The sequence below is a fragment of the Streptomyces sp. DT2A-34 genome (assembly GCF_030499515.1).
In the GTDB taxonomy this organism is placed as follows: domain Bacteria; phylum Actinomycetota; class Actinomycetes; order Streptomycetales; family Streptomycetaceae; genus Streptomyces.
Genome location: NZ_JASTWJ010000001.1, coordinates 3,269,444 through 3,290,765 on the forward strand (window position 1 = coordinate 3,269,444; position 21,322 = coordinate 3,290,765).

The window sequence follows — 21,322 nt, forward strand, 5'->3', positions numbered from 1 at the left end:
CGTCGTTCAGGGGTGGTGGTCGGGTGGCGGGTGGGCCGCCCCTCGCGCGTGGCGGGCGGTGGCGGCGGGGTGAGGGGGACACGCGCAGCCGACGCTACGCCGACGGGCGGTACGGAAGCAGGGCTTCCGATTCATCCCTCGGTTCACTTCTGGCACGTGCGTCCCTCGACTCACGAACGTACGCCATGCCACGCACGTGCCCCCCTTCCCCCGTTCGGATCACAGGTCACACAGCGGGCCGTCCGATGGCGGAAGCTGTCAGGTGTGACCCTGTGCGCGTTCGCCGCCGTCCCAGCGCGCCCGCCTCATGTCGAGGCGCGGCAGGTGGCCCTCCGCGGCCCTGCTCGCCTCCTTCAGCGGCGTGCCCTCGGCGCGGTAGTGCTCCAGCGCTCTCAGCTCGTGGCCCGGCAGCAGGACCCCGTCCGCGCGGACCACCCGCCACCACGGGACGGCTCCCCCGTAGAGGGCCATCACCCGGCCGACCTGCCGGGGCCCGCCCTCCTCCAGCCACTCCGCGACGTCCCCGTACGTCATGACGCGGCCCGGCGGGATCAGCTCGGCGACCTCAAGGACCCGCTCGGCGTACTCGGGCAGCGCGTCCTCGGACTCCGGGTGGGCGTCGTCGTACTCCAGGCAGGCGTCGTCCGGAAGGCTCTCCTCGCTCATCCGGCCCATCCTGCCCCACCCCACCGACAATGTGACGTGCTCGCCACTGTGCGTATGCCTCGCTCCGCGGCGGCGCTTCGGGCAGACTGTGCGCCCCCGCATTTGCACCCTGATGCCCCCGTGTGTCGGTGGGGCATGCCACCATCGTGCGGGCGGTGACTGGTGATACGAGATCAAGAAGAGACGATGAAGCAACAGGGTGCACACCCGGAGGGCGCGGAGAGCACCTCTGACGCTTCGTCGCGCCCGGACACCGCGAACGTCGGCAAGAAGGACCTCGGCGAGAGCGACGGCGGCAAGAAGGACGAGGTCAGCAAGGGCGCCGACACGAGCGACGCCGGCCGCAAGGCCATCGAGGGGAAGGCCCCGTACGACCTCGAAGAGGCGCACGTCGACGAGGTGGAGGGCGACGAACCGCTGCTCCCCGCGCGCGTGCACCGTCCGTCCGACCTGATGCGACTCCTCGTGGGCGCGCTGGGCATCGCCCTGCTGCTCGCGATCGCCGCGTTCGCACACGGCACCACCTCGGGTCTCGAACAGGACATCAACAAGGGCACCGGGCAGGCGCCCGACCTGTTCAGCAAGATGGCCGGACTGGTGTCCAGCATCGCGATCCTCCTGGTGCCCGTCGCCTTCGCGATCGAGCGGCTGATCAAGCGGGACGGGCTGCGCATCGCCGACGGCGTCCTCGCGGCCGTCCTCGCGCACGGGGTGACACTCGCCACCGACCTGTGGGTGGCGCGGGCCGCCCCGGAGTCCATCCGGGACGCGCTCACCCAGCCGTCGCCCGGCGACCTCGGCTCCCTCACCGACCCGGTGCACGGCTATCTCGCGCCGGTCATCGCGTACATGACGGCCGTGGGCATGTCCCGCAGACCTCGCTGGCGCGCGGTCCTCTGGGCGGTCCTGGTCCTGTACGCCTTCTCCATGCTGGTCACCGGCTACACCACGCCGTTCTCGATCCTCCTGACGCTGCTGATCGGCTGGACCGTCGCCTACGGCACGCTGTACGCGGTCGGCTCGCCCAACGTCCGTCCCACCGGACGGACGCTGATGGCGGGTCTCAGGCACGTCGGCTTCCGCCCGGTGAGCGCGGCCCGCGAGGAGATCTCCGACACACAGGAGACCGGCGATCGCGGCCGGCGCTACTTCGTCACCCTCGAGGACGGTCCGCCGCTCGATGTGACGGTGGTCGACCGGGAGCAGCAGGCGCAGGGGTTCTTCTATCGCGCGTGGCGCAATCTGACGCTGCGCGGCTTCGCCACCCGAAGCAGCCTCCAGTCGCTGCGCCAGGCCCTGGAGCAGGAGGCGCTGCTCGCCTACGCGGCCATCGCGGCCGGTGCCAACGCGCCCAAGCTCATCGCAACCTCCGAGCTCGGCCCGGACGCCGTGATGCTCGTCTACGAGCACACCGGCGGGCACACCCTGGACTCGCTGCCGGACGAGGAGATCACCGACGAGCTGCTGCGCGGCACCTGGCTCCAGGTCAAGGCGCTGCAGTCCCGGCGTATCGCGCACCGTCGGCTGGTGGGTGACGCGATTCTGGTGGATCGTTCCGGCAAGGTGATCATCAGCGACCTGCGCATCGGCGAGATCGCGGCCAACAGTCTGCTGCTGCGCATGGACATCTCCCAGCTGCTGGTGACGCTCGGCCTCCGGGTGGGCGCCGAGCGTGCGGTGGCGTCGGCGGTGAGCGTGCTCGGCCCCGACGCCGTGGCCGACTGTCTGCCGATGCTGCAGCCCATCGCGCTGAGCCGCTCCACGCGCGCGACGCTGCGCAGACTGGCCCGGGAGAGGGCCGAGCGCGAGCGCGAGGCGGTGCTGGAGGCGTCCCGGCTCGCCAAGCACGCCCGCAGCGAGGAAGCCACGGGCGACCCCGGGGCCGTACCGGACAAGCCGGACAAGAAGACCGTACGGGCGCAGACGCGGGCCGAGAAGCGGGCCATCGACGAGGCCCTGGACGAGGCGCGCGAGGAGGACCTGCTCACGCAGATCCGCCACGAGGTACTGCTGATCAGGCCGCAGGCGCCGGTCGAGCCGGCCCGCCTGGAGCGAGTGCGGCCGCGCACACTGATCAGTTTCATCGCCGGTGCGATCGCCGCGTACTTCCTGCTGACGCAGCTCACCCACATCGAGTTCGGCCCGCTCATCGCCAACGCCCAGTGGGGCTGGGTGGCCGCGGCCGTGCTGTTCTCGGCGTGCAGCTACTTCGCGGCGGCCATGGCGCTGCTGGGCTTCGTGCCCGAGCGGGTGCCGTTCCGGCGGACCGTGACGGCCCAGGTCGCCGGGTCGTTCGTGAAGATCGTCGCCCCGGCGGCGGTCGGCGGCGTCGCGCTCAACACGCGCTTCCTGCAGCGCGCGGGAGTGCGACCGGGGCTCGCGGTGGCGAGCGTCGGCGCATCACAGCTGTTCGGGCTCGGCTGCCACATCCTGATGCTGCTGTCCTTCGGCTATCTGACCGGCATCGAGAAGACGCCCTCGCTGTCGCCGTCCCGGACCGTCATCGCGGGTCTGCTGACGGTGGCGGTGCTGGTGCTCGTGGTGACCTCGGTGCCGTTCCTGCGGAAATTCGTCGTCACGCGCGTGAGGTCGCTGTTCGCGGGTGTCGTGCCGCGCATGCTCGACGTGCTCCAGCGGCCGCAGAAGCTGGTCACCGGCATCGGCGGCATGCTGCTGCTGACCGCCTGCTTCGTGATGTGCCTGGACGCGTCGATCCGGGCGTTCGGCAGCGAGGGGACCTCGCTCAGCATCGCCAGCGTGGCCGTCGTCTTCCTCGCGGGCAACGCGCTCGGCTCGGCGGCCCCGACCCCGGGCGGCGTGGGCGCCGTGGACGTGACCTTGACGGTCGGTCTGATCGCCGTAGGTCTGGAGAGCGAGGTCGCCGCGCCTGCGGTGCTGCTGTTCCGGATGCTGACGCTGTGGCTGCCGGTACTGCCGGGCTGGCTGGCCTTCAACCACCTGACACGCAAGGGCGCGCTGTAGCGCGATCCCTCGTACGGCTCGCGCCCCGAGCGTCCCACCTCGTACGACCGCAGGATGGGACCATGCCGAACCCTCCCCGGATGCGTGCAGCCGCCCTGACCGCCACGGCCCTGCTGGTGCCCGCCCTGCTGGCGGGTTGCAGCGACGACGACTCCGGGGACGAGGATCTGACGGTCCAGGAGCTGAGCTGGAAGGACTGTCCGGCCCCCTCCCAGGCGCAGGGCGGCAGGGGCAGCCCGTCACCTCTGCCGGACGGCGGCGCATGGCAGTGCGCCACGATGAAGGCACCGCGCGACTGGGACGAGCCCAGGGGCGACACGATCGGCATCGCGCTGATCCGGGTGAAGGCCAGCGGCGACGAGAACCGCCGCATCGGCTCGCTGATCTTCAACTTCGGCGGTCCCGGCGGCTCGGGCGTCACCAGCCTGCCCTCCTTCGCCGAGGGATACGAGAAACTGCGCACCCGCTACGACCTGGTGAGCTTCGACCCGCGCGGGGTCGGCCGCAGCGAGCCCGTACGGTGCGAGAACGACCAGCAGCTCGACGCCTACTTCCAGCAGGACGCCACGCCGGACGACGTCGCCGAGCGGACCGAACGGCTGGACAGCGCCAAGGAGTTCAACGCGGCGTGCGAGAAGAACTCCAAGGGGATGCTGCCGTATGTGATCACCACCGACGCGGCTCGTGACCTGGACCTGATGCGACAGGTCCTCGGCGACGACAAGCTGCACTACTTCGGCATCTCGTACGGCACCGAACTCGGCGGCGTCTACGCCCACCTGTTCCCCAAGAACGTGGGACGCGCCGTCTTCGACGCGGTCGTCGACCCGACGCAGAACCCCGAGCAGAACGCGCTCGCGCAGGCCAAGGGATTTCAGCTCGCGCTGGACAACTTCGCCGAGGACTGCGCGTCAAAGACGGACTGCCCGATCGGCGACAGCCCCCAGGACGTCAAGGACCGCATCGCCAAGCTGCTGAAGGACCTCGACAGCAAACCGATCCAGGGCATCTTCCCCCGCGAGCTGACCCAGAGCACCGCGACCTCCGGCATCATGCAGGCTCTGTATTCGAAGAACTTCTGGGAGTACCTCACCCAGGGCCTGGTGCAGGCGTACGACGGTGACGGCAGCGCCCTGATGCTGCTGGCCGACTCGAGCAACGGACGCCGCGAGAACGGCGAGTACAGCAACATCATCCCGGCCAACGTGGCGATCAACTGCGCCGATGACAAGCCCCGTTACACAGCCGAGGACGTGGAGCGGAGGCTGCCCGAGTTCCGGGCCGCCTCGAACCTGTTCGGCGACTCCCTGGCCTGGTCCATGCTCAGCTGCACCGACTGGGCCGTGGCCGGGGCCACCGACCATCCCGAGGTCAGCGCGCCCGGCTCGGCGCCGATCCTCGTGGTGGGCAACACGGGCGACCCGGCCACGCCGTACGAGGGCGCGCGGAGGATGGTCCAGGCACTGGGCAAGGGGGTGGGCGTCGAGCTGACGTACAAGGGCCAGGGACACGGGGCGTACAACAGCAAGAACAAGTGCGTGCAGGACGCGGTGGACGGTTATCTGCTGGACGGGAAGGTGCCGGCGGGGGGCACCGTCTGCTCCTGAAGCTGCTCATGAAGCCGAGCGGCGAAGCAACAAATCAGCAGGTCAGAGAGTTATCCACAGGCCGCTACAGCCCTTTCGGGATCCGCCTACTATGGCCTGACCGCCATCCGCGGCACGGTGCGGACGGCCCGCGAGGGGGGAAGTGACATGGCGCGATTCGTACGGTGGACGGCCCTGACGGCCACCGCCGCGCTGCTGGTGACGGCCTGCAGCGGCGGCTCGTCCGACGGCGGCGGGGCCGGTGGGAAGGCGAGCGGGACGAGTTCCTCGGCCGCGTCCGCCGGCTCGGCGACTCCACTGCCGTCCTCGCTGACCTCGCAGAAGCTCGACTGGGGACGCTGCAAGGCCACCGGGGACTCCCCCGCGCCCGGCGACGAGTGGCAGTGCGCGACGCTCGAGGCGCCGCTGGACTGGAAGAAACCGGACGGCAGGACGATCGACCTCGCGCTGATCCGCGCCAGGGCCAGTGGCGACGACCGCATCGGTTCTCTCCTGTTCAACTTCGGCGGCCCCGGCAGCTCGGGGTTGTCCACGCTGCCGTGGTACGCCTCCGCCACGTCCGAGCTCGGCAAGCGGTACGACCTGGTGAGCTGGGACCCGCGCGGGGTCGGCGCCAGCGAAGGCGTGCGCTGCCGCACCGACAAGGAGATCCAGGCCTCCGAGTCCATGGACATCACGCCGGACACCCCGGCCGAGGAGACGGCGTATCTGCGGGACGCCGCCGACTTCGGCCAGGGCTGCCAGAAGTCCGAGGGGGCGCTGATCGCGCATGTGTCGACCACCGACACCGCCCGCGACATGGACCTGATGCGCCAGGTCCTGGGCGACACGCAGATGCACTACTTCGGCATCTCCTACGGCACCGAACTCGGCGGCGTCTACGCCCACTTGTTCCCCAAGAACGTGGGGCGGCTGATCCTGGACGCGGTCGTCGACCCGAGCGCCGACGGGGAGGGACACACCGAGAACCAGGCCAGGGGCTTCCAGCGCGCGCTGAACAACTACCTCGACTCCACCGGCCAGGGCGCCGAAGAGGGCTCGCGGAAGATCGTGGACCTGCTGAAGCGAATCGACGCGAGCCCACTGCCGACGTCGTCCGGGCGGAAACTCACCGAGGCACTCGCCCTCACCGGCATCATCAGGCCGCTGTACAGCGAGGCGAGCTGGCCGACCCTGACCAGCGCCCTGGAGGCGGCCGAGGAGGGAGACGGCTCGGAACTCCTGGCGCTCGCCGACGACTACAACGAACGCAGCGCCTCGGGGCACTACGGCACGGGGACCCACTCACAACGGGTCATATCGTGCCTGGACACCAGGCAGCGGCCGACCCTCGAGGAGACGAGGAAGCTGTTGCCGCGGTTCGAGAAGGTCTCGCCCGTGTTCGGTCCCATGCTCGGCTGGGACACGGCCGGCTGGTGCCACGACTGGCCGGTGGCCGGACAGCACGACACCCCGGAGGTGAGTGCGCCGGGTGCGGCACCGATCCTGCTGGTCGGCAACACCGGCGACCCGGCGACGCCCTACGAGGGCACCCGGAAAATGGCGGACGAACTGGGCAAGGGCGTCGGCGTGATGCTCACCTGGAAGGGCGAGGGTCACGCCTCGTACGGGAAGGGGAGCGACTGCGTCGACTCCACGGTGAACGCCTATCTGCTGCAGGGGACGGTACCGAAGGACGGCAAGGTCTGCTCATGACGGCGGCGGGGGCTTCGAGCACCCGTGGTGCCCCAAGCCCCCGCCGTCCGAGCGAGGCCCGCCCTGCGGGCGAGGGAGTCCGCTCAGTAGACCGGCTTGTGCGGCTCGATCTGGTTGACCCAGCCGATCACGCCGCCACCGACGTGCACGGCGTCGGCGAAGCCCGCGGACTTCAGGACCGCGAGGACTTCCGCACTGCGGACACCCGTCTTGCAGTGCAAGACGATCTTCTTGTCCTGCGGGAGGTTCTCCAGAGCGGTGCCCATGAGGAACTCGTTCTTCGGGATCAGCGTGGCGCCGGGGATCGAGACGATCTCGTACTCGTTGATCTCGCGGACGTCGATGATCTCGATGTTCTCGCCGTCGTCGATCCACTCCTTGAGCTGCTTGGGAGTGATCGTCGAGCCGGCGGCAGCCTCCTGGGCCTCCTCGGAGACGACGCCGCAGAAGGCCTCGTAGTCGATGAGCTCGGTGACGGTCGGGTTCTCGCCGCAGACCGCGCAGTTCGGGTCCTTGCGGACCTTGACCTGGCGGTACTGCATCTCCAGGGCGTCGTAGATCATGAGTCGGCCGACCAGCGGCTCGCCGATGCCCGCGAGGAGCTTGATGGCCTCGTTGACCTGGATGGAGCCGATGGACGCGCAGAGCACGCCCAGCACGCCGCCCTCGGCGCAGGAGGGGACCATGCCCGGCGGCGGGGGCTCCGGGTAGAGGCAGCGGTAGCAGGGGCCGTGCTCGGACCAGAAGACCGAGGCCTGGCCGTCGAAGCGGTAGATCGAGCCCCACACGTACGGCTTGTTCAGCAGCACGCAGGCGTCGTTGACCAGGTAGCGGGTCGCGAAGTTGTCCGTGCCGTCGACGATCAGGTCGTACTGGCTGAAGATGTCCATCACGTTGTCGGCCTCGAGCCGCTCCTCGTGAAGGATCACGTTCACGTACGGGTTGATGCCGAGGACGGAGTCGCGGGCGGACTCGGCCTTGGAGCGGCCGATGTCGGCCTGGCTGTGGATGATCTGGCGCTGCAGGTTCGACTCGTCGACCTCGTCGAACTCCACGATTCCGAGCGTGCCGACGCCCGCGGCGGCCAGGTACATCAGCGCCGGCGAGCCCAGGCCGCCGGCGCCCACACACAGCACCTTGGCGTTCTTCAGCCGCTTCTGCCCGTCCATCCCCACGTCGGGGATGATCAGGTGGCGGGAGTACCTGCGGACCTCGTCTACGGTGAGCTCGGATGCGGGCTCGACCAGGGGTGGCAGCGACACGGGGACTCCGTTGGTCGGTCGATCACTACGGTTGTTCTCTCCGTAACAGTGCCATGGGCTTTTTCATTCCGAGACACCTGTTCCGATCCGCGAGACGATTTCGTCCCAGTAGCCGGGCATGGTCCCCCAGGCGTCGGTGCGGCCGCCGCGGTCGGTGCGGTCCGTGCGGTCGGTGAAGTAGATGGTCGCCGCGCCCTGCCAGCGGGCGATGCGCAGTGCCTCGTCCAGGTGGGGGCGGGGCACCCCGTGCACGAAGTGGCAGAAGCGGTCGGGCGGGTAGTCGGCGGTCCACTCCGCCACCTGCGACCAGCGGTAGTCGCTCCACGAGCCCCGGAAGGTGACCAACTGGTCGGCGCACTCCGCGTAGCCCGGGTGGGGGTGGGTGCCGTGGCCGAGGACGATGTGGGCCTTGTCACGCAACGCGCGGAGTGTGGTGATCGTGCGGCGGATCTGGGACAGGGCGGCGCGTTCGGTCGGACAGCGGTCCAGGAAGAAGCCGTCGACCCGGTACCAGTCGAGGTAGCGGCGCGCCTCGGAGATCACCTCGCCGAAGGCGCGGGCGCCATCGGCCGTGTCGAAGTGCGCCGCTTCCGGGTGGACCGTGCCCAGGTGAGCGGTGTCGAGGTGGCCCAGGATGCGGACTCCCGCGTTGTGGAGTCTTCCGGCGGTCTCGAGGCAGTGCGGGTCGGGGCGGGTGCCGGGGCCGTCCGCGACGTTCAGGACCACCCAGTGCACGGGGGTGCCGGGGCGGGTGAGTTCGCCCCACTCGGTGGGGGCGAGGAGGGGATGTGCGTAGCCGGGGATGCCGAGGCCGGTGCGGAGGTGTGTGCTCGTGACAGTCGGTGGTGTGCCGGTCAGATACGGCATGCCGCCTCCATCCAGATGTCACCCAGGGACTCTTCGAGGTTGATCCGGGGGCGCCAGCCGAGCCGGTCGCGTGCGGTGCGCACGTCGGCCTGCTGCCAGCTGCCGCAGCCGTCCGGGTACGGGTACGCGGCCGGGGCGCCGTGGCCCGCCTGCGTCGCATGGGCCGTGTGGGTCATGTGGTCCGAGTCGGCGCGGGGGTGGCCGATGGACGACCGCAACAGGCCGGGCGGGCCGTCGAGTTCGTGGAGGGCGCCGCCGTATCCGGCCACGCGGGCGAGGACGGCGGCGGCGTCCCGGAGGCGGACGGCCCGTCCCGAGCCGATGTTGATGACGCCCTGCGCTGCGGACAGCGAGGCGGCGTGGACGGCGCGGGCCACGTCGCGGACGTCGACGAAGTCGCGCTGCGCGCCGAGGCCGGTGAGTTTGAGCTCGCCGTCGCCGGACTGCATGGCGCGGCGCATGGCCTCGGCCAGGCGGCCGAGGGGGGAGCCGGCCGGGGTGCCGGGGCCCGCGGGTGAGAAGACGCGGAGAACCACGGCGTCCAGGCCGGAGCCCAGGACCAGTTCGGTGGCGGCGAGTTTGCTGACGCCGTACGGCCCTCCGGGGCGGGGGACGGCGTCCTCGGCCGTGGAGGAGCCGGGCTGGCTCGGGCCGTACTCGGCGCCGCAGCCGATCTGGACGAGGCGGGCGCCGCAGCCGCTGCGGCGCAGGGCCTCGCAGACGGTGGCGACGGCGACGGTGTTGTGGCGGGTGAGTTCGCGGGCGCCGCCTCGGGTGGCGCCGGCGCAGTTGATGACGACGCCGGGGTGGACCGCGTCGAGGAAGCGGGTGAGGGCGCCGGGGCTGCCGGACGCGAGGTCGAAACGCACGTCGGCGTCGTCGCCTCGGCCCAGTGCGGTGAGTTGGACGGCGGGGTCGGCGAGGAGGCGGTCGGCTACGAAGCGGCCGAGGTAGCCGTTGGCTCCGATCAGCAGAACTCTCATCGGGCGGCTCCCGGGGCCGAGGCGTGGTCGGGTCGGGAGGTGATCATTTGGGGGTCTCCTTCACGGACAAGGACTTCAGGCAGAGGGGCTTTCAGAGAGGGGCTTTCAGACAGAAGGGGTTCAGCGGGTTTCTGGGCGTGTATGCCTTCGGCAGCCCGTGCGGCTGAGTGGCGGTTCGCGTAGCTCCCACGGTTTCGTCGTGGGTCGGGGCCGCGCGGGAGGGTGCCCCCTACCCGCCGTACGCGGGTGCGGCACGTCGCTGATGCCTGTCGCGTCAGCATGGGTCGTCCGCCCGTGCGTGCGCCGACGCCCTCGTGAGGGTGCGGGTCGCGTGGAGCAGGAGGGTCAGGGCGCCCGTGCCGCAGGCGATGGTGGGGATGGCGGCCGGGCCCCATGTGTCGATCAGGGACTGGACTGGGGTTGCCAGCCAGGCGCAGCCGGGGAGGCGGGCTGTGAAGAGGGCGGCCAGGGCCGTGGCCTCGGCTGTGACTGTGGCGGTGAGGACCAGTGCGGGGGCGTGGGTGAAACCGTGGGTGGTGAGGAGACGGGAGAGGAACAGGAAAGCGCCCAGGGTGAGGGTCTGGGGGTAGGCGGCGGGCTCGTCCAGGACCGTGGCGGTAACGGTCAGTAGGGCTGTCAGGGCGCCGAGGTAGAGGGCGAACGTGCCCAGGAGCAGGGGCTTCACGGAGGTGGCGAAGTCCTCCAGGGCTCGGCTGGCCGACAGCTTGCGGCGGGCTCGTACGGCAAGGAGGTGGGCGCACCATGCCGCGGGGGCGCAGGAGAGGGTGAGGGCCAGGAGGGGGGCGGTGGTGAGGGGCCAAGGACCCCCGGTGGTGCCGCTGGGGAGGGCGTCGGGGCCTCCGGTGGCGGCTGCCTGGAGAAGGCCGTCGCCGAGGAGGGCGTAGGCGAGGAGCCAGCAGGTGCGGGTGGCCGCCGGGTGTGTGGCCTGTGCGGCGGCGAGGGGGCCTCGGGCCAGTGCGGCGCGCAGGGCGAGGGTCACGGCGAGGGCTCCCGCGGCGGCCGCGATCAGGCGGGACTGCCCGTGGGTGAGGTGCAGGGCGGTCACGGCCGCCGCGCAGAGGGCTCCGGGGAGGAGGGTGAGGAGAATCCAGTCGGCTCGTGCGCGGGGGGCGGGGAAGGGCGGGGAGCTGGGGGGCGTTTCGCCGTCGCGGGCCACTCGGGCGTACATCTCCTCCGCGAGGGAGAAGACGTCCCGGTGCAGGAAGCGTGCCGCGGTGCGGTCGGTGATGCCGTGGGCTTCCAGGCCGGCGGCGATCTCCAGGGGGTCCACCGCGCGTTCGCAGAGGTCGCGGTGACGGTGCATCAGCGCCTTCACGGGGTCGGCGCCGGTGCGGCGGGTGGGAGTCGGCCGGGGGCCGGTGGGACGGGTGGCGGTTGGTTCCTGGCCGACGGTGGGTGGCGCGTCGGCTCCGCTCTCGCGTACGTCCGTCTCCGCCACGAGCCACTCCCCCGACCGCTCGTCCCAGGCCCCGGGGCTGGTCGGGGCCCCGGGACGGTCCAGGCCTCCCAGGCCGCTCATCGCGCCGCCTCCGTCGCGGGCAACGCGGTGGCGCGTACGGGGGCTCCCGTCGGGCGGCCGGGGCCGCCGCGGGCCACCAGGCGTGCGGATCGCTCGGTCCAGCGGCCGGGGACATGGGCCTCGGCGGGGACGGCGAAGGGCAGGGGGGCGCCGGCCTCGTCGAGGACGACGCGGCGGACCGGCGTACGCGAGACGATCTCCAGGTAAATGCCGTGAAATGCCGCGACGTTCTGCTCGACGGTGAACAGTTCGAGCGCCCGCGCGCGTGCCGCCGCGCCCAGGCGCTCACGGCGCTCGGGGTCGCGCAACAGCGCCACACAGGCCTCCGCGAGCGCCCGGGGGTTACGCGGTGGTACGACGAGACCGGTGCCGCCGATGACCTCCACCACCGCGCCTACGTCCGTGGACACCGTCACGCGGCCGCAGAACATGGCCTCGACCAGACTGATGGGGAAGCCCTCGACGACGCTGGACAGGACGACCACGGCGCCCGCGGCGTACGCGTCGGCGAGCGTGGGGATCTCGGGGCCGCCGATCTCCTCGAAGGAGACCGGGTTGTCGCCGACGGTGTGCGGGCCCTCGGCCTCGTCGGGGAAGAGCTGCGCGGCGAGCGCCCTGCAGTGGCCGAGGTAGGCGTCGCCCTCGGGGCCCGCGGGGGAGCCGACGATCCGCAGCCGCGTCTTCGGTTCCTCCTTGCGGACCTCGGCGAAGGCGTGCAGCAACGACACCAGGTCCTTGGCGGGTTCGACACGGCCGACCCAGACCAGCGTGTCCGGGTCCGCGCACTCCTGGGCCTCGCCGACTTCGGCGAAGCGGGAGGCGTCCATGCCGGGGTAGACGGTGCGCAGCTTCGCGCGGTCGGCGCCGCAGCGCTCCTGCCAGCGGCGGGCGTGGGCGTTGCCGGGTGTGACGAGGGCGGCCCGGGCGTAGGTCTCGGCGGCGAGCCTGCCGTGGAAGGCGGCGAGCAGCGACCGTACGGCGGGCGAGGACTCGGTGGCGGCCAGGTAGTGCGTGCGGAGCCGTACCCCGTACTCGGTCAGCAGCAGCGGTACGCCGCAGAAGTGCTGGGCGAGCAGGCCGGTCAGGGCCGCCGAGCCGCCGGAGGCGGCGTGACACAGGTCGGCCGAGCCCAGGTCGTCGTCCTCGTACCAGTCGAGCGAGAGGGGGCGCAGGGCGCGTTCCAGCTGCGCGGCGAAGGCCAGCAGATCGGGTACGCGCGCCTCACGCGCCGGGCGCAGGGCGCCCCGCGCCCTGCAGGCGCGCTCAAGGGCGCGTACGGCGGACTCGGAGCGGAGCGCTCCCACCAGTCCGCCCTCGTCACGGGCGAGTTCGGCGAGCCCGTACAGCGCGTTGCCGAAACGGTCCGCCTCAGTGGCCGACGTGTCCTCGGAGGCTCCGGAAGGGCCCCCGGTCCCCCCTGCGCAGAGCACGGCCACCAACTCGCCGTAGCACTCGGCGAACCGCCGGCGCGCACGGCGCCCATACGCCCACCCGTCGCCCGCCACCGCCCTTCCAACGGGTCCCTTCGGGCCGCCCCTCCCATAGTCATCCTCGCCCGCCCACAGCGGCGCCGTACGCACGCGGCTGACCTGCGGTGGCAGCGGGACCCAGCCCTCGTCCTCCTGGCGCTCGCTGCGGCTGAGCGCGTAGATGTCGAACTCGTGCTGTCCGAGCCCGCGCACGAGCCGGTCGCACCAGAGCCTGGCGTCACCGTCCACATACGGATAGCCGCCCTCCGCGATCAGTGCGATGCGCACGAGTACACCCCCGATCTCCCTAAGGGGAGCCACCGTTCCTCCGGCGGCTCACAGCGGGACGAACGTATGCGGACAAGCCGGTGGCCCGATGGACGGTTGTCCATCGCGCCACCAAAAGGGGTGAACGGTCGTAACTTTCCCGTGCAGGTCGCGTTCCGTCGCGCTAAGAGATCAAACGCCTACGGATCGTCACACCATGGCCAACTCCCGTCGCGCGGCCCGCCGCTGGGCCGCGATCAGCGGATCGAGTGCCGGTACGGCGGCCAGGAGTTGCTTGGCGCATGGGTCCTGCGGGTTGTCGTACACCTCGTCGGCGGGGCCTTCCTCGACGATCCGCCCGCGCCGCATCACCGCGACCCGGTCGCTGACCTGGCGTACGACGGTGAGGTCGTGCGCGACGAAGACGAGCGCGAGGCCGAGTTCGCGCTGCAACTCGCCGAGCAGGGCGACCATTGACCACGGACGCGATCCGTGTCGCCGCCCGGGATGCGAAAGCGGACGACCAGCGCGCCCAAGACCGTTCGGGGCGTGCCAGTGCGCGGGCTCACTTCCGCTCACCGCTTAGGAACGGTGACGTGGAAGACGACGCAGGTCGTCACCGCCCCAGGACGGCGTCGGCGGTTCTACGTTCACCCGGCGCGGAAGGACAGCGCCGCCTCGACGGTGATGTTCGTCGGTACAAGAATCGCGGCGAAGGTGATGACGGGCGCGGCGAGTCCGGGAAGCAGCTCCCGGCGGGCGATCCGGAACATGCCCCACCCGCTGAGCCGGTCGGCGGCGACGTAGTCGAGCTCCTTGAGGGTGAGCGTCTGCGCGCACACCATCTTGGCGAGCGTGCCCCAGCCGCAGACCAGCCCGACGACCAGCGCCACCAGGACGGGGCGCGGGAAGCTCGTGGGCACGATGGCGAGCAGCGCGAGCGCGACGACCATCAGCGGCATGGCCACGAAGATGTCGGCGATCCGGGTCAGGACGAGGTCCACCCAGCGGTTGCCGAGCCCGGCCGCGACGCCGATGACGACGCCCAGTACGAGCTGCACGACCGTCGCCGCCAGCGCGACCCCGAGCGACACGCGCGTGCCGTGGACCAGCCGCGCGAACAGGTCCCGGCCGGCCTGCGGTTCGACGCCGAGCCAGTCATCGGCGCTCACTCCCCCGAACGACCCGATCGGCACGCCTCCGCGCGGCGAGCGCGACCAGGACGAGCAGCGCGACGACGACCGCCATGACGGACGGTTGGCGCATCGGAGACGACCTCTCGAAATGATGAATCTCGAATAGCGAGACAGTTTGACGAGAAGTGAGACGGAAATGGGCAGACATCTGCCCCCGCGCCGGATCGCCACGCGAACGCGAGGGGCGGGCGTCAGGGACAGTGGACGTCGGCCACGCACAGTGCGGTCACACCGATGAGCGCCAGCTCGATGGCGGCGCAAGAGGAGGCGTGACGGGTCGACATGCGCAGATATATGTATGAACTCGCTGCACATGCCAATGTGACTCGTGAGTCACTCGTCAACTCGCGGGATACGCCCAGGGGTTGGCCCGGCAGTGGATCCCGTCGTGGTCGAGGAACTTGGTCTGCTGCTGCATGACCGGCGCGAGGTCACCGTCCTTGTCACAGGTGACGTGGCTGTAGCCGAGCCGGTGGCCGACCTCGTGGTTGATCAGCATCTGTCGGTACGCGTGGATCCGATCACCGTATGTCTCCGACCCCTGCGCCCATCTGTACGCATTGATCATCACGCGCTCGGTGGCGGCGGAGTCGCACGACACATTGTCGACGGTGGTGTCCAGACCGGACTTGGCGCACCAGTCGGCCGTCGTACCGGGGCTGGCCAGCGTGATCACGAAGTCGGGCTTGCCGGAGTAGATGCGCTCGAAGGTGCGGGCGCCGTTGTGGGACCAGCTGCGGTCGTCGTTGAGCGTCTTCTGCACCGCCTGCGCGAAGAGCTCGCCGTCGAGCCCGAGTCCCTGCTCCACATCCACGCGGTAGGTGAACTTCTGCCCCGTGCCGGGCGCCTTGTCGATCCCCGGGACCGCGTCGAACTTCCCCGAGCCCTTGAGCGTGGCGCTGAGCGCGTACCTCTTGCCGATCTTCTGCTCGTACGTCAGCGGTGCCACGCTCGGCGACCCGGACGGCGTCGGCCGCCCGTCGCTGCGCGAGGCCGAGTCACGGGCGTCCCGCGCCTGATCGGCGGCGGACTGCGACTGTACGTCGCTGCCCTCCCGCCCCTTCGCGACCTGCCCGGCGACGACCACGGCCAGCACGGTGACGACGGCGGCGGCCGCGATGCCGGTGAAGGCCCGGCCCTTGGCGCCCTTCGCCGGCACGGGCTCGCCGGTCGGCGGGGCGTCATCGTCGAGGTCGGCGTCGTTCGCGACGCCGACACGGGACCCGGCCTCGGTGTCCCAGTCGGTGACCGAGGCGTACGGGTCGGCGGGGTGCGCGGCGTCGGACGTACGGGGCGCGAAGACGTCGACGTCCCCGTCGAAGGCGTCGAGGTAGTCCTGCCGGGGCCCCTCGGACGGCGATGCCCGCCGGGGTCGCGGAAGGGGAACGCCGGTCGCCGGAGGAGCGCCGACCGCCGGGGAAACCCCGTACGCAACCCCGGTGCGCCCCCTCAACTCACCCCAGCCCCCACCCGGTTCACGCTGCTCGGGGTGGCCGCCGCGGGCCTGGGGGGTGCCGTGGGCCGGGGTGCCGCCCGCGAAGCGGGGGACGCCCTGGGCGGGAGTGCCGTCCGGCAGCCGAGGAACGCCGCGGGCGGGGGTGCCGTCGGGGAGCCGGGGGAAGCCATGCGCGGGGGTGCCGTCGGGCAGCCTCTGGACACCATGCGCGGGCGTGCCGTCGGGCAACCTCGGAAAGCCATGCGCGGGCGTGCCGTCCGGGAACGCCCGCCCTCCATACGCCGGCGCCCCACCCGTCGGCATCCCCTGCCGAGCGGGCGGCGGACCGGGCACCCTGCGACCGCCAGGACCACCGGCACCACCGGGACCACCCGGACCGCCAGGACCACCGGCACCGCCAGGACCACCAGGACCACCGGCCTGCACCCAACCGCCCTGCCCCGCGCCCGGAGCCGCACCCTGCCTCGCCGTCGGGACCCTGCCCGATCCCGCACCCGGCGCGGACGGACCCCGCTGGGCCGCGCCCGTCTCCGGCTGTGCTCCCCGAGAGCCCTGTCGTGCAGTTGTGTCCGCGGTGTCCGCGGTGTCGCGTTTGGCGGCAGACCCGCGGCGGCTGTGGCGTCCCACGTCGCGCCTCAGCTCCCCGCGTTCTCGGTCACGGCCTCGTCCTCGCCCGCGGCGGCGGCCCTGTCGCCGGCGTCATCCGCGCCCCGGCCGACGGCCCCGGCCGCACCCTCACCGCGCCTTGTGCGCCCGTCGGCGGCCGACACACCCGTCTTCCCCGCATCCAGGGTCCCCGCCGTCTCCGCCGTCCACGCCGTCTCCGCCGTCCCCGCCGTCCCCGCCGTCTCCACGAGGAGTTCACGGACCGCCCGGGCGACCACCTCCGGGTACTCCATCATCGCCACGTGCCCGGCCTCCGGCAGGCTCAGCAGGCGGGAGTCGCGGAAGGCGCGCGCTGCCCGCCGACGCATGCGGTAGCCCACGAGCTGGTCGCGGCCGCCGTAGATGAGCAGCGTCGGCGCCAGCACCCGTTCGGCCTGGCGCCACAGCGCGTGCTGGCCGCCCAGCGTGTAGGCGTTGACGAGCCCGCGCGCGGAGCGGGTCATCGCGTCCCAGAAGTACGGCAGTTGCAGCCGCCGTTCCATCTCCTCGACGGCGTTGCGGAATCCCTCCGGAGTCACCCGCTCGGGGGCGCCGTAACAGAGTTGCATCACGCCGCGGACCCGCTGCTCCGCCGTCCAGCCCCTGGTGAGCCGGGTGAAGAGCGCGGTCACTCCGGGCACCGCGAGCAGTGCCGTGGGCGCGGCCGTGCGCTGGACGCGGATTTCCGGCAGTGCAGGTGACACGAGAGTGAGCGTACGGACCAGGTCGGGACGTACCGCTGCGACGCGCGTGGTGACCGCGCCGCCGAGCGAGTTGCCGAAGAGGTGTACGGGGCCGCGGCCGGAGGCGTCGAGATAACGAATCACCGCGCGTGCGTGCGCGGTGATCGAGTAGTCGCCGTCATCCGGTGGGGGAGAGTCGCCGAAGCCCGGCAGGTCGACGGCCTCGCCGTCGACCTCGCCTTCGAGCTGCTCCATCAGCGCCGACCAGTTCTGCGAGGAACCGCCGAGTCCGTGGACGTACAGCGCGGGCGGCAGCCCCTCGCGCGCGGGTGGTCTCGAACGCACCGTCAGCGTGATCCCCGGCAGCCCGACCGATCGAAGCCTCTCCCCCTCCGCGACCCTGACGGTCGCCACCTTGGGCAGCACATTGGCAGTCGCCGGCGCGGACGGGAGTTCGGTCGAAGACATGCGGCAATGTTACGAGACGATCACGCCCTGGTTCATGTGTTCGCCGTCACAAGTCGACACGTACATGGCACACGTACGTGGCACCCGCACACGGCAGTCGTACGGCCCTGCCCGCCAGGCCTGAAACCCGCCCGCAAAACCCACCCGCATCGCCCGCAGGTCCCCCGCGGATCGCATAGCGTCCGGAACTTGTGTCTCCTAGGCTCATACGCAGGGCACCCGCATATGGACCCCTGCTACCCAGGGACGTTGTGCCCCACGGGGACGTTCAAGGAAGGGAGCCCGCCATGACCGTCGATCCCACCGATCCCGAGACATTCGTGAACGACGACACCGAGGAAGCCCAGGAGTTCGACGTCGAGGCCCCCGCGGCCGACGCGGCCGAGCAGCACGCCGAGGTCCGGCCCGACCGCGACGATCCGGTGACCGGCGAGGACCAGGACCGGGCCAGCGAGGCCGATCTGGCCGAACAGGCGCGCGTCGTCTCCATCGACGAGGACGACTATCGGTGAACGAAGGTGCGGTCGGCGAAGGTGCGACCGGACGCGAAAAAGCGCGGAAGAGAGCGCCACTGAGCAGGAATGAGGCTATTTGTTGCCCGTTCCGGACCGGTTTCAAACCTTCTGCACGACTTTCGTCACCGTCCGGTCCGTGAAATTCTGCGCTCGCACCGCGCACAGCAGGGTTACCGAAAAGTACGATGGCGGCGCGGCGCACACCGCATGTGGACGACATTGGGAGGCGGCGTGACAGCCATCGAGCAGACAGAGGCGGCACGCCCGCGGGGCACTCGCCTGCCGCGCCGTGCCCGACGGAACCAGCTCTTGGGCGCCGCCCAGGAGGTCTTCGTCGCGCAGGGCTACCACGCTGCCGCGATGGACGACATCGCCGAGCGTGCCGGCGTCAGCAAGCCGGTGCTCTACCAGCACTTCCCGGGCAAGCTCGACCTGTACCTCGCCCTGCTGGACCAGCACTGCGAGTCCCTGATCCAGGCCGTACGGAACGCGCTGGCGTCGACGACCGACAACAAGCAGCGCGTGCGGGCGACGATGGACGCGTACTTCGCGTACGTCGAGGACGACGGCGGCGCCTTCCGTCTGGTCTTCGAGTCGGACCTGACGAACGAACCGGCCGTGCGCCAGCGCGTCGACAAGGTCACCAACGAGTGCGCCGAGGCGATCTGCGACGTCATCGCCGAGGACACCGGCCTCTCGCGCGCGGAGTCGATGCTGCTCGCCTCCGGCCTCGGCGGCCTCGCCCAGGTCGTGGCCCGCTCCTGGCTGCACAGCGACCGCAGCGTTCCGCGCGACCAGGCGGTGCAGCTGCTGACGTCCCTTGCGTGGCGCGGCATCGCGGGCTTCCCGCTGCACGGCACGGAGCACCACTGACACGCACGCGCGTGTGCGGGGCGTTTGTTCCCGTCCGCTGTTCGCTCCTGGCGTTCTCGGGCGGAGGGTGTACGTCCCCTCACCGGGCTAATGTGTGCTGGGTACGGCGCGGAAGATCGCGCACTTCACTGACCGTCGGAGGGACATAGCCGTGGAGGTCAAGATCGGCGTGCAGCACGCGCCCCGCGAGATCGTTCTGGAGAGCGGTCAGAGTGCCGAGGAGGTCGAGCGGGCCGTGTCCGAGGCACTGGCCGGGAAGTCACAGCTGCTGACCCTCGTGGACGAGCACGGCCGCAAGGTCCTGGTCCCGGCCGACCGCCTCGCGTACGTGGAGCTCGGTGAGCCGGCCCCGCGCAAGGTGGGCTTCGGCGCGCTGTAGGAAGGCGCCGCCGGACAGGCGTGACGGGAGGGGCCCGACGACTACGCTCGCCGGGCCCCTCCCGTTCCCCACACATGAGATTTCTCCACGGACGAGTTTCTCCACGGACGAGTTTCTCCACGGATGGAGCACAGACCAACCACAGGGGAGGATTGCATTCCGCAGGTCAGGGGTATGACGGGCTACGACCGTTTCGAGCAGGCCGGCCATGTGGGAGGGACCCCAACACATGCTCTTGGAAGCGCTCAGCTCCGCGATCCTCGGCCTGGCCCTGGCATGGGCTGCCGCCCACCGCCTGCCGCACCGTCTCCCGGCCCGTTCCCTGGTCCTGCCGACGGGTGTCGCCGGCGCCCTCTTCGGCGCCTTCATCACGCACACCGCGCTGGACTTCGGCAACCTCTTCCTGATCCTCATCGGCGCGGCCGCGGTCTCCACCGCCTCCCTCTCCCTGCTGGTACGCCCCGCGGGAAGACTCCACCGCCACTCGGCGACCGCGTAAACCCAGAGGACCGGCCGCCAAATCCCTGACGCCCCTCACCCGCAGGGCGCTCGCCTCCTCACCGCCCCCCGGGCCCCAACCACCCACAGGGGGCTTCACCTCTCAACGCCGGCCCAGGCATTTCAGCCCGTCCGGCGTTTGAGGACGAGGCCGTTCAGGCCGACGGGGGTCCAGGGGGCGGAGCCCCCTGGCGGGGTCGAAGGGCAGCGCCCCTGGGGATGGGACGGGTAGGGGCGGCGGGGGCGAAAAACCTACGCGGCCAACCCCAGCGCAGCCATCCGCTTGGTGTGCGCCTCAGTGATCCGCGAGAACATCCGCCCGACCTCCGCGAGATCGAACCCGTCCGCGACCCCACCCACGAGCATCGTCGACAACGCGTCCCGGTCGGCCACCACCCGCTGCGACTGCGACAACGCCTCCCCCATCAACCGCCGAGCCCACAACGCAAGCCGCCCACCCACACGAGGATCCGCATCGATAGCGGCCCGCACCTTCTCCACGGCGAACGACGCATGCCCGGTGTCGTCGAGCACGGCCAGCACCAGCCCCCGCGTGTCCGAGTCGAGCCGAGCCGCGACCTCCCGGTAGAAGTCACTGGCGATCGAGTCACCGACGTACGCCTTGACAAGCCCTTCCAGCCAGTCAGAAGGCGCCGTCTGCTTGTGGAACCCGTCCAGCGCCGCGACGAACGGCTCCATGGACTCCGTCGGCTCGGCCCCGATCTCGGTCAGCCGGTCCCGCAGCTTCTCGTAGTGGTGGAACTCCGCCGACGCCATCTTCGCCAGCTCCGCCTTGTCCGCCAGCGTCGGCGCCAGCTTGGCGTCCTCCGCCAGCCGCTCGAACGCCGCCAGCTCCCCGTACGCCAGCGCGCCCAGCAGATCCACGACAGCGGCCCGGTACTGCGGATCGGCGGAGGCCTGCGCCCAGTCCTGGGCGGCGACCCCGGTGTGTTCGACGGTGGAGTCAGCGGTGTCGGGGGCGTCAGGGGTGTTGTCAGGCGTCGTCATGAAGCGCACAATAGCCCGCTCACCGCGTCGGGGAAGTCCCTGGTCAATGACTGTGACGCCGACTACGTGACCAATTCGGCCATCGCATGTGCGCGTTTCCGGGGTATGGTGGTAATGCGCCCGCTGAGTACTCAGACGTATCTCGACGGGCCGCACGTTATGAGGATGCCCGGTCGGTGGCCCGATCGGCTCCGACCCGACAGCCCTCCACGGCCGTACGGCACTCTGCGTACGGAGCCCGGAGGGGGACACCCTCAGCGGTA

The 21,322-nt window shown here is 71.1% G+C and carries 17 protein-coding genes and 2 pseudogenes; 7 read left to right on the forward strand and 12 right to left on the reverse strand.

Annotated features, from left to right (window positions below):
* Positions 1-258: 258 nt before the first annotated feature.
* Positions 259-666, reverse strand: coding sequence for an MGMT family protein (locus tag QQM39_RS14145; RefSeq protein ID WP_301997053.1), 408 nt, complete (start codon positions 664-666; stop codon positions 259-261).
* 186 nt (positions 667-852) lie between these two features.
* Between QQM39_RS14145 and QQM39_RS14150 the strand changes: the two genes are divergently transcribed.
* The 3 genes from QQM39_RS14150 (at position 853) to QQM39_RS14160 (ending at position 6,950) form a co-directional block, all read left to right on the forward strand.
* Positions 853-3,648 (forward strand): lysylphosphatidylglycerol synthase transmembrane domain-containing protein, encoded by a 2,796-nt coding sequence (locus QQM39_RS14150; RefSeq protein WP_301997054.1) that lies wholly within the window; start codon positions 853-855, stop codon positions 3,646-3,648.
* A gap of 62 nt (positions 3,649-3,710) precedes the next feature.
* The gene (locus tag QQM39_RS14155; RefSeq protein WP_301997055.1) at positions 3,711-5,255 is read left to right on the forward strand and encodes an alpha/beta hydrolase; all 1,545 of its coding nucleotides are present in this window, start codon (positions 3,711-3,713) and stop codon (positions 5,253-5,255) included.
* Positions 5,256-5,402: 147 nt separating this feature from the next.
* Positions 5,403-6,950, forward strand: a complete 1,548-nt coding sequence (locus tag QQM39_RS14160) for an alpha/beta hydrolase (protein ID WP_301997056.1) — start codon at positions 5,403-5,405, stop codon at positions 6,948-6,950.
* Between the two features lie 83 nt (positions 6,951-7,033).
* Here the strand turns inward: QQM39_RS14160 and moeZ are convergent, their stop codons facing one another.
* The 10 genes and pseudogenes from moeZ to QQM39_RS14205 form a co-directional block, all read right to left on the reverse strand.
* Positions 7,034-8,212, reverse strand: coding sequence for an adenylyltransferase/sulfurtransferase MoeZ (gene moeZ / locus QQM39_RS14165; protein WP_301997057.1), 1,179 nt, complete (start codon positions 8,210-8,212; stop codon positions 7,034-7,036).
* A 63-nt stretch (positions 8,213-8,275) separates the two neighbouring features.
* Positions 8,276-9,079: a spherulation-specific family 4 protein gene (locus QQM39_RS14170; RefSeq protein ID WP_301997058.1), complete on the reverse strand. Its 804-nt coding sequence runs from the start codon at positions 9,077-9,079 to the stop codon at positions 8,276-8,278.
* On the reverse strand, positions 9,067-10,062 hold the full coding sequence (locus QQM39_RS14175; protein WP_301997059.1) for an NAD(P)-dependent oxidoreductase: 996 nt from the start codon (positions 10,060-10,062) through the stop codon (positions 9,067-9,069). Before QQM39_RS14175 ends, QQM39_RS14170 begins: the two co-directional genes overlap by 13 nt.
* 274 nt (positions 10,063-10,336) lie before the next feature.
* The gene (locus tag QQM39_RS14180) at positions 10,337-11,602 is read right to left on the reverse strand and encodes a hypothetical protein (protein ID WP_301997060.1); all 1,266 of its coding nucleotides are present in this window, start codon (positions 11,600-11,602) and stop codon (positions 10,337-10,339) included.
* Positions 11,599-13,359: a DUF3492 domain-containing protein gene (locus tag QQM39_RS14185; protein WP_301997061.1), complete on the reverse strand. Its 1,761-nt coding sequence runs from the start codon at positions 13,357-13,359 to the stop codon at positions 11,599-11,601. The genes QQM39_RS14180 and QQM39_RS14185 overlap by 4 nt, the downstream gene beginning before the upstream one ends.
* Before the next feature lie 189 nt (positions 13,360-13,548).
* Positions 13,549-13,812: pseudogene (locus QQM39_RS14190) on the reverse strand (ABC transporter ATP-binding protein); the annotation flags it as partial.
* 147 nt (positions 13,813-13,959) lie between these two features.
* Positions 13,960-14,604, reverse strand: a pseudogene (locus tag QQM39_RS14195) (ABC transporter permease); the annotation flags it as partial.
* Positions 14,605-14,725: 121 nt separating this feature from the next.
* The gene (locus QQM39_RS46180; RefSeq protein ID WP_367668922.1) at positions 14,726-14,818 is read right to left on the reverse strand and encodes an Ms4533A family Cys-rich leader peptide; all 93 of its coding nucleotides are present in this window, start codon (positions 14,816-14,818) and stop codon (positions 14,726-14,728) included.
* Between the two features lie 56 nt (positions 14,819-14,874).
* Positions 14,875-16,617: a DUF3152 domain-containing protein gene (locus QQM39_RS14200; RefSeq protein WP_301997062.1), complete on the reverse strand. Its 1,743-nt coding sequence runs from the start codon at positions 16,615-16,617 to the stop codon at positions 14,875-14,877.
* An 8-nt stretch (positions 16,618-16,625) separates the two neighbouring features.
* Positions 16,626-17,786 (reverse strand): alpha/beta fold hydrolase, encoded by a 1,161-nt coding sequence (locus tag QQM39_RS14205; RefSeq protein ID WP_301997063.1) that lies wholly within the window; start codon positions 17,784-17,786, stop codon positions 16,626-16,628.
* Between the two features lie 287 nt (positions 17,787-18,073).
* Here QQM39_RS14205 and QQM39_RS14210 point away from each other — a divergent pair, with 287 nt between their 5' ends.
* From QQM39_RS14210 to QQM39_RS14225, 4 genes are all read left to right on the forward strand, one after another.
* On the forward strand, positions 18,074-18,298 hold the full coding sequence (locus QQM39_RS14210; protein ID WP_301997064.1) for a hypothetical protein: 225 nt from the start codon (positions 18,074-18,076) through the stop codon (positions 18,296-18,298).
* A gap of 234 nt (positions 18,299-18,532) precedes the next feature.
* Complete coding sequence (locus QQM39_RS14215) at positions 18,533-19,174, forward strand: TetR/AcrR family transcriptional regulator (RefSeq protein WP_301997065.1); 642 nt, start codon at positions 18,533-18,535, stop codon at positions 19,172-19,174.
* Positions 19,175-19,325: 151 nt separating this feature from the next.
* On the forward strand, positions 19,326-19,553 hold the full coding sequence (locus QQM39_RS14220) for a DUF3107 domain-containing protein (RefSeq protein WP_062711803.1): 228 nt from the start codon (positions 19,326-19,328) through the stop codon (positions 19,551-19,553).
* A gap of 229 nt (positions 19,554-19,782) precedes the next feature.
* Complete coding sequence (locus tag QQM39_RS14225) at positions 19,783-20,052, forward strand: hypothetical protein (protein ID WP_301997066.1); 270 nt, start codon at positions 19,783-19,785, stop codon at positions 20,050-20,052.
* Positions 20,053-20,303: 251 nt separating this feature from the next.
* Here QQM39_RS14225 and QQM39_RS14230 read toward each other — a convergent pair whose 3' ends face one another.
* On the reverse strand, positions 20,304-21,059 hold the full coding sequence (locus QQM39_RS14230) for a ferritin-like fold-containing protein (RefSeq protein ID WP_301997067.1): 756 nt from the start codon (positions 21,057-21,059) through the stop codon (positions 20,304-20,306).
* Positions 21,060-21,322: the final 263 nt, after the last annotated feature.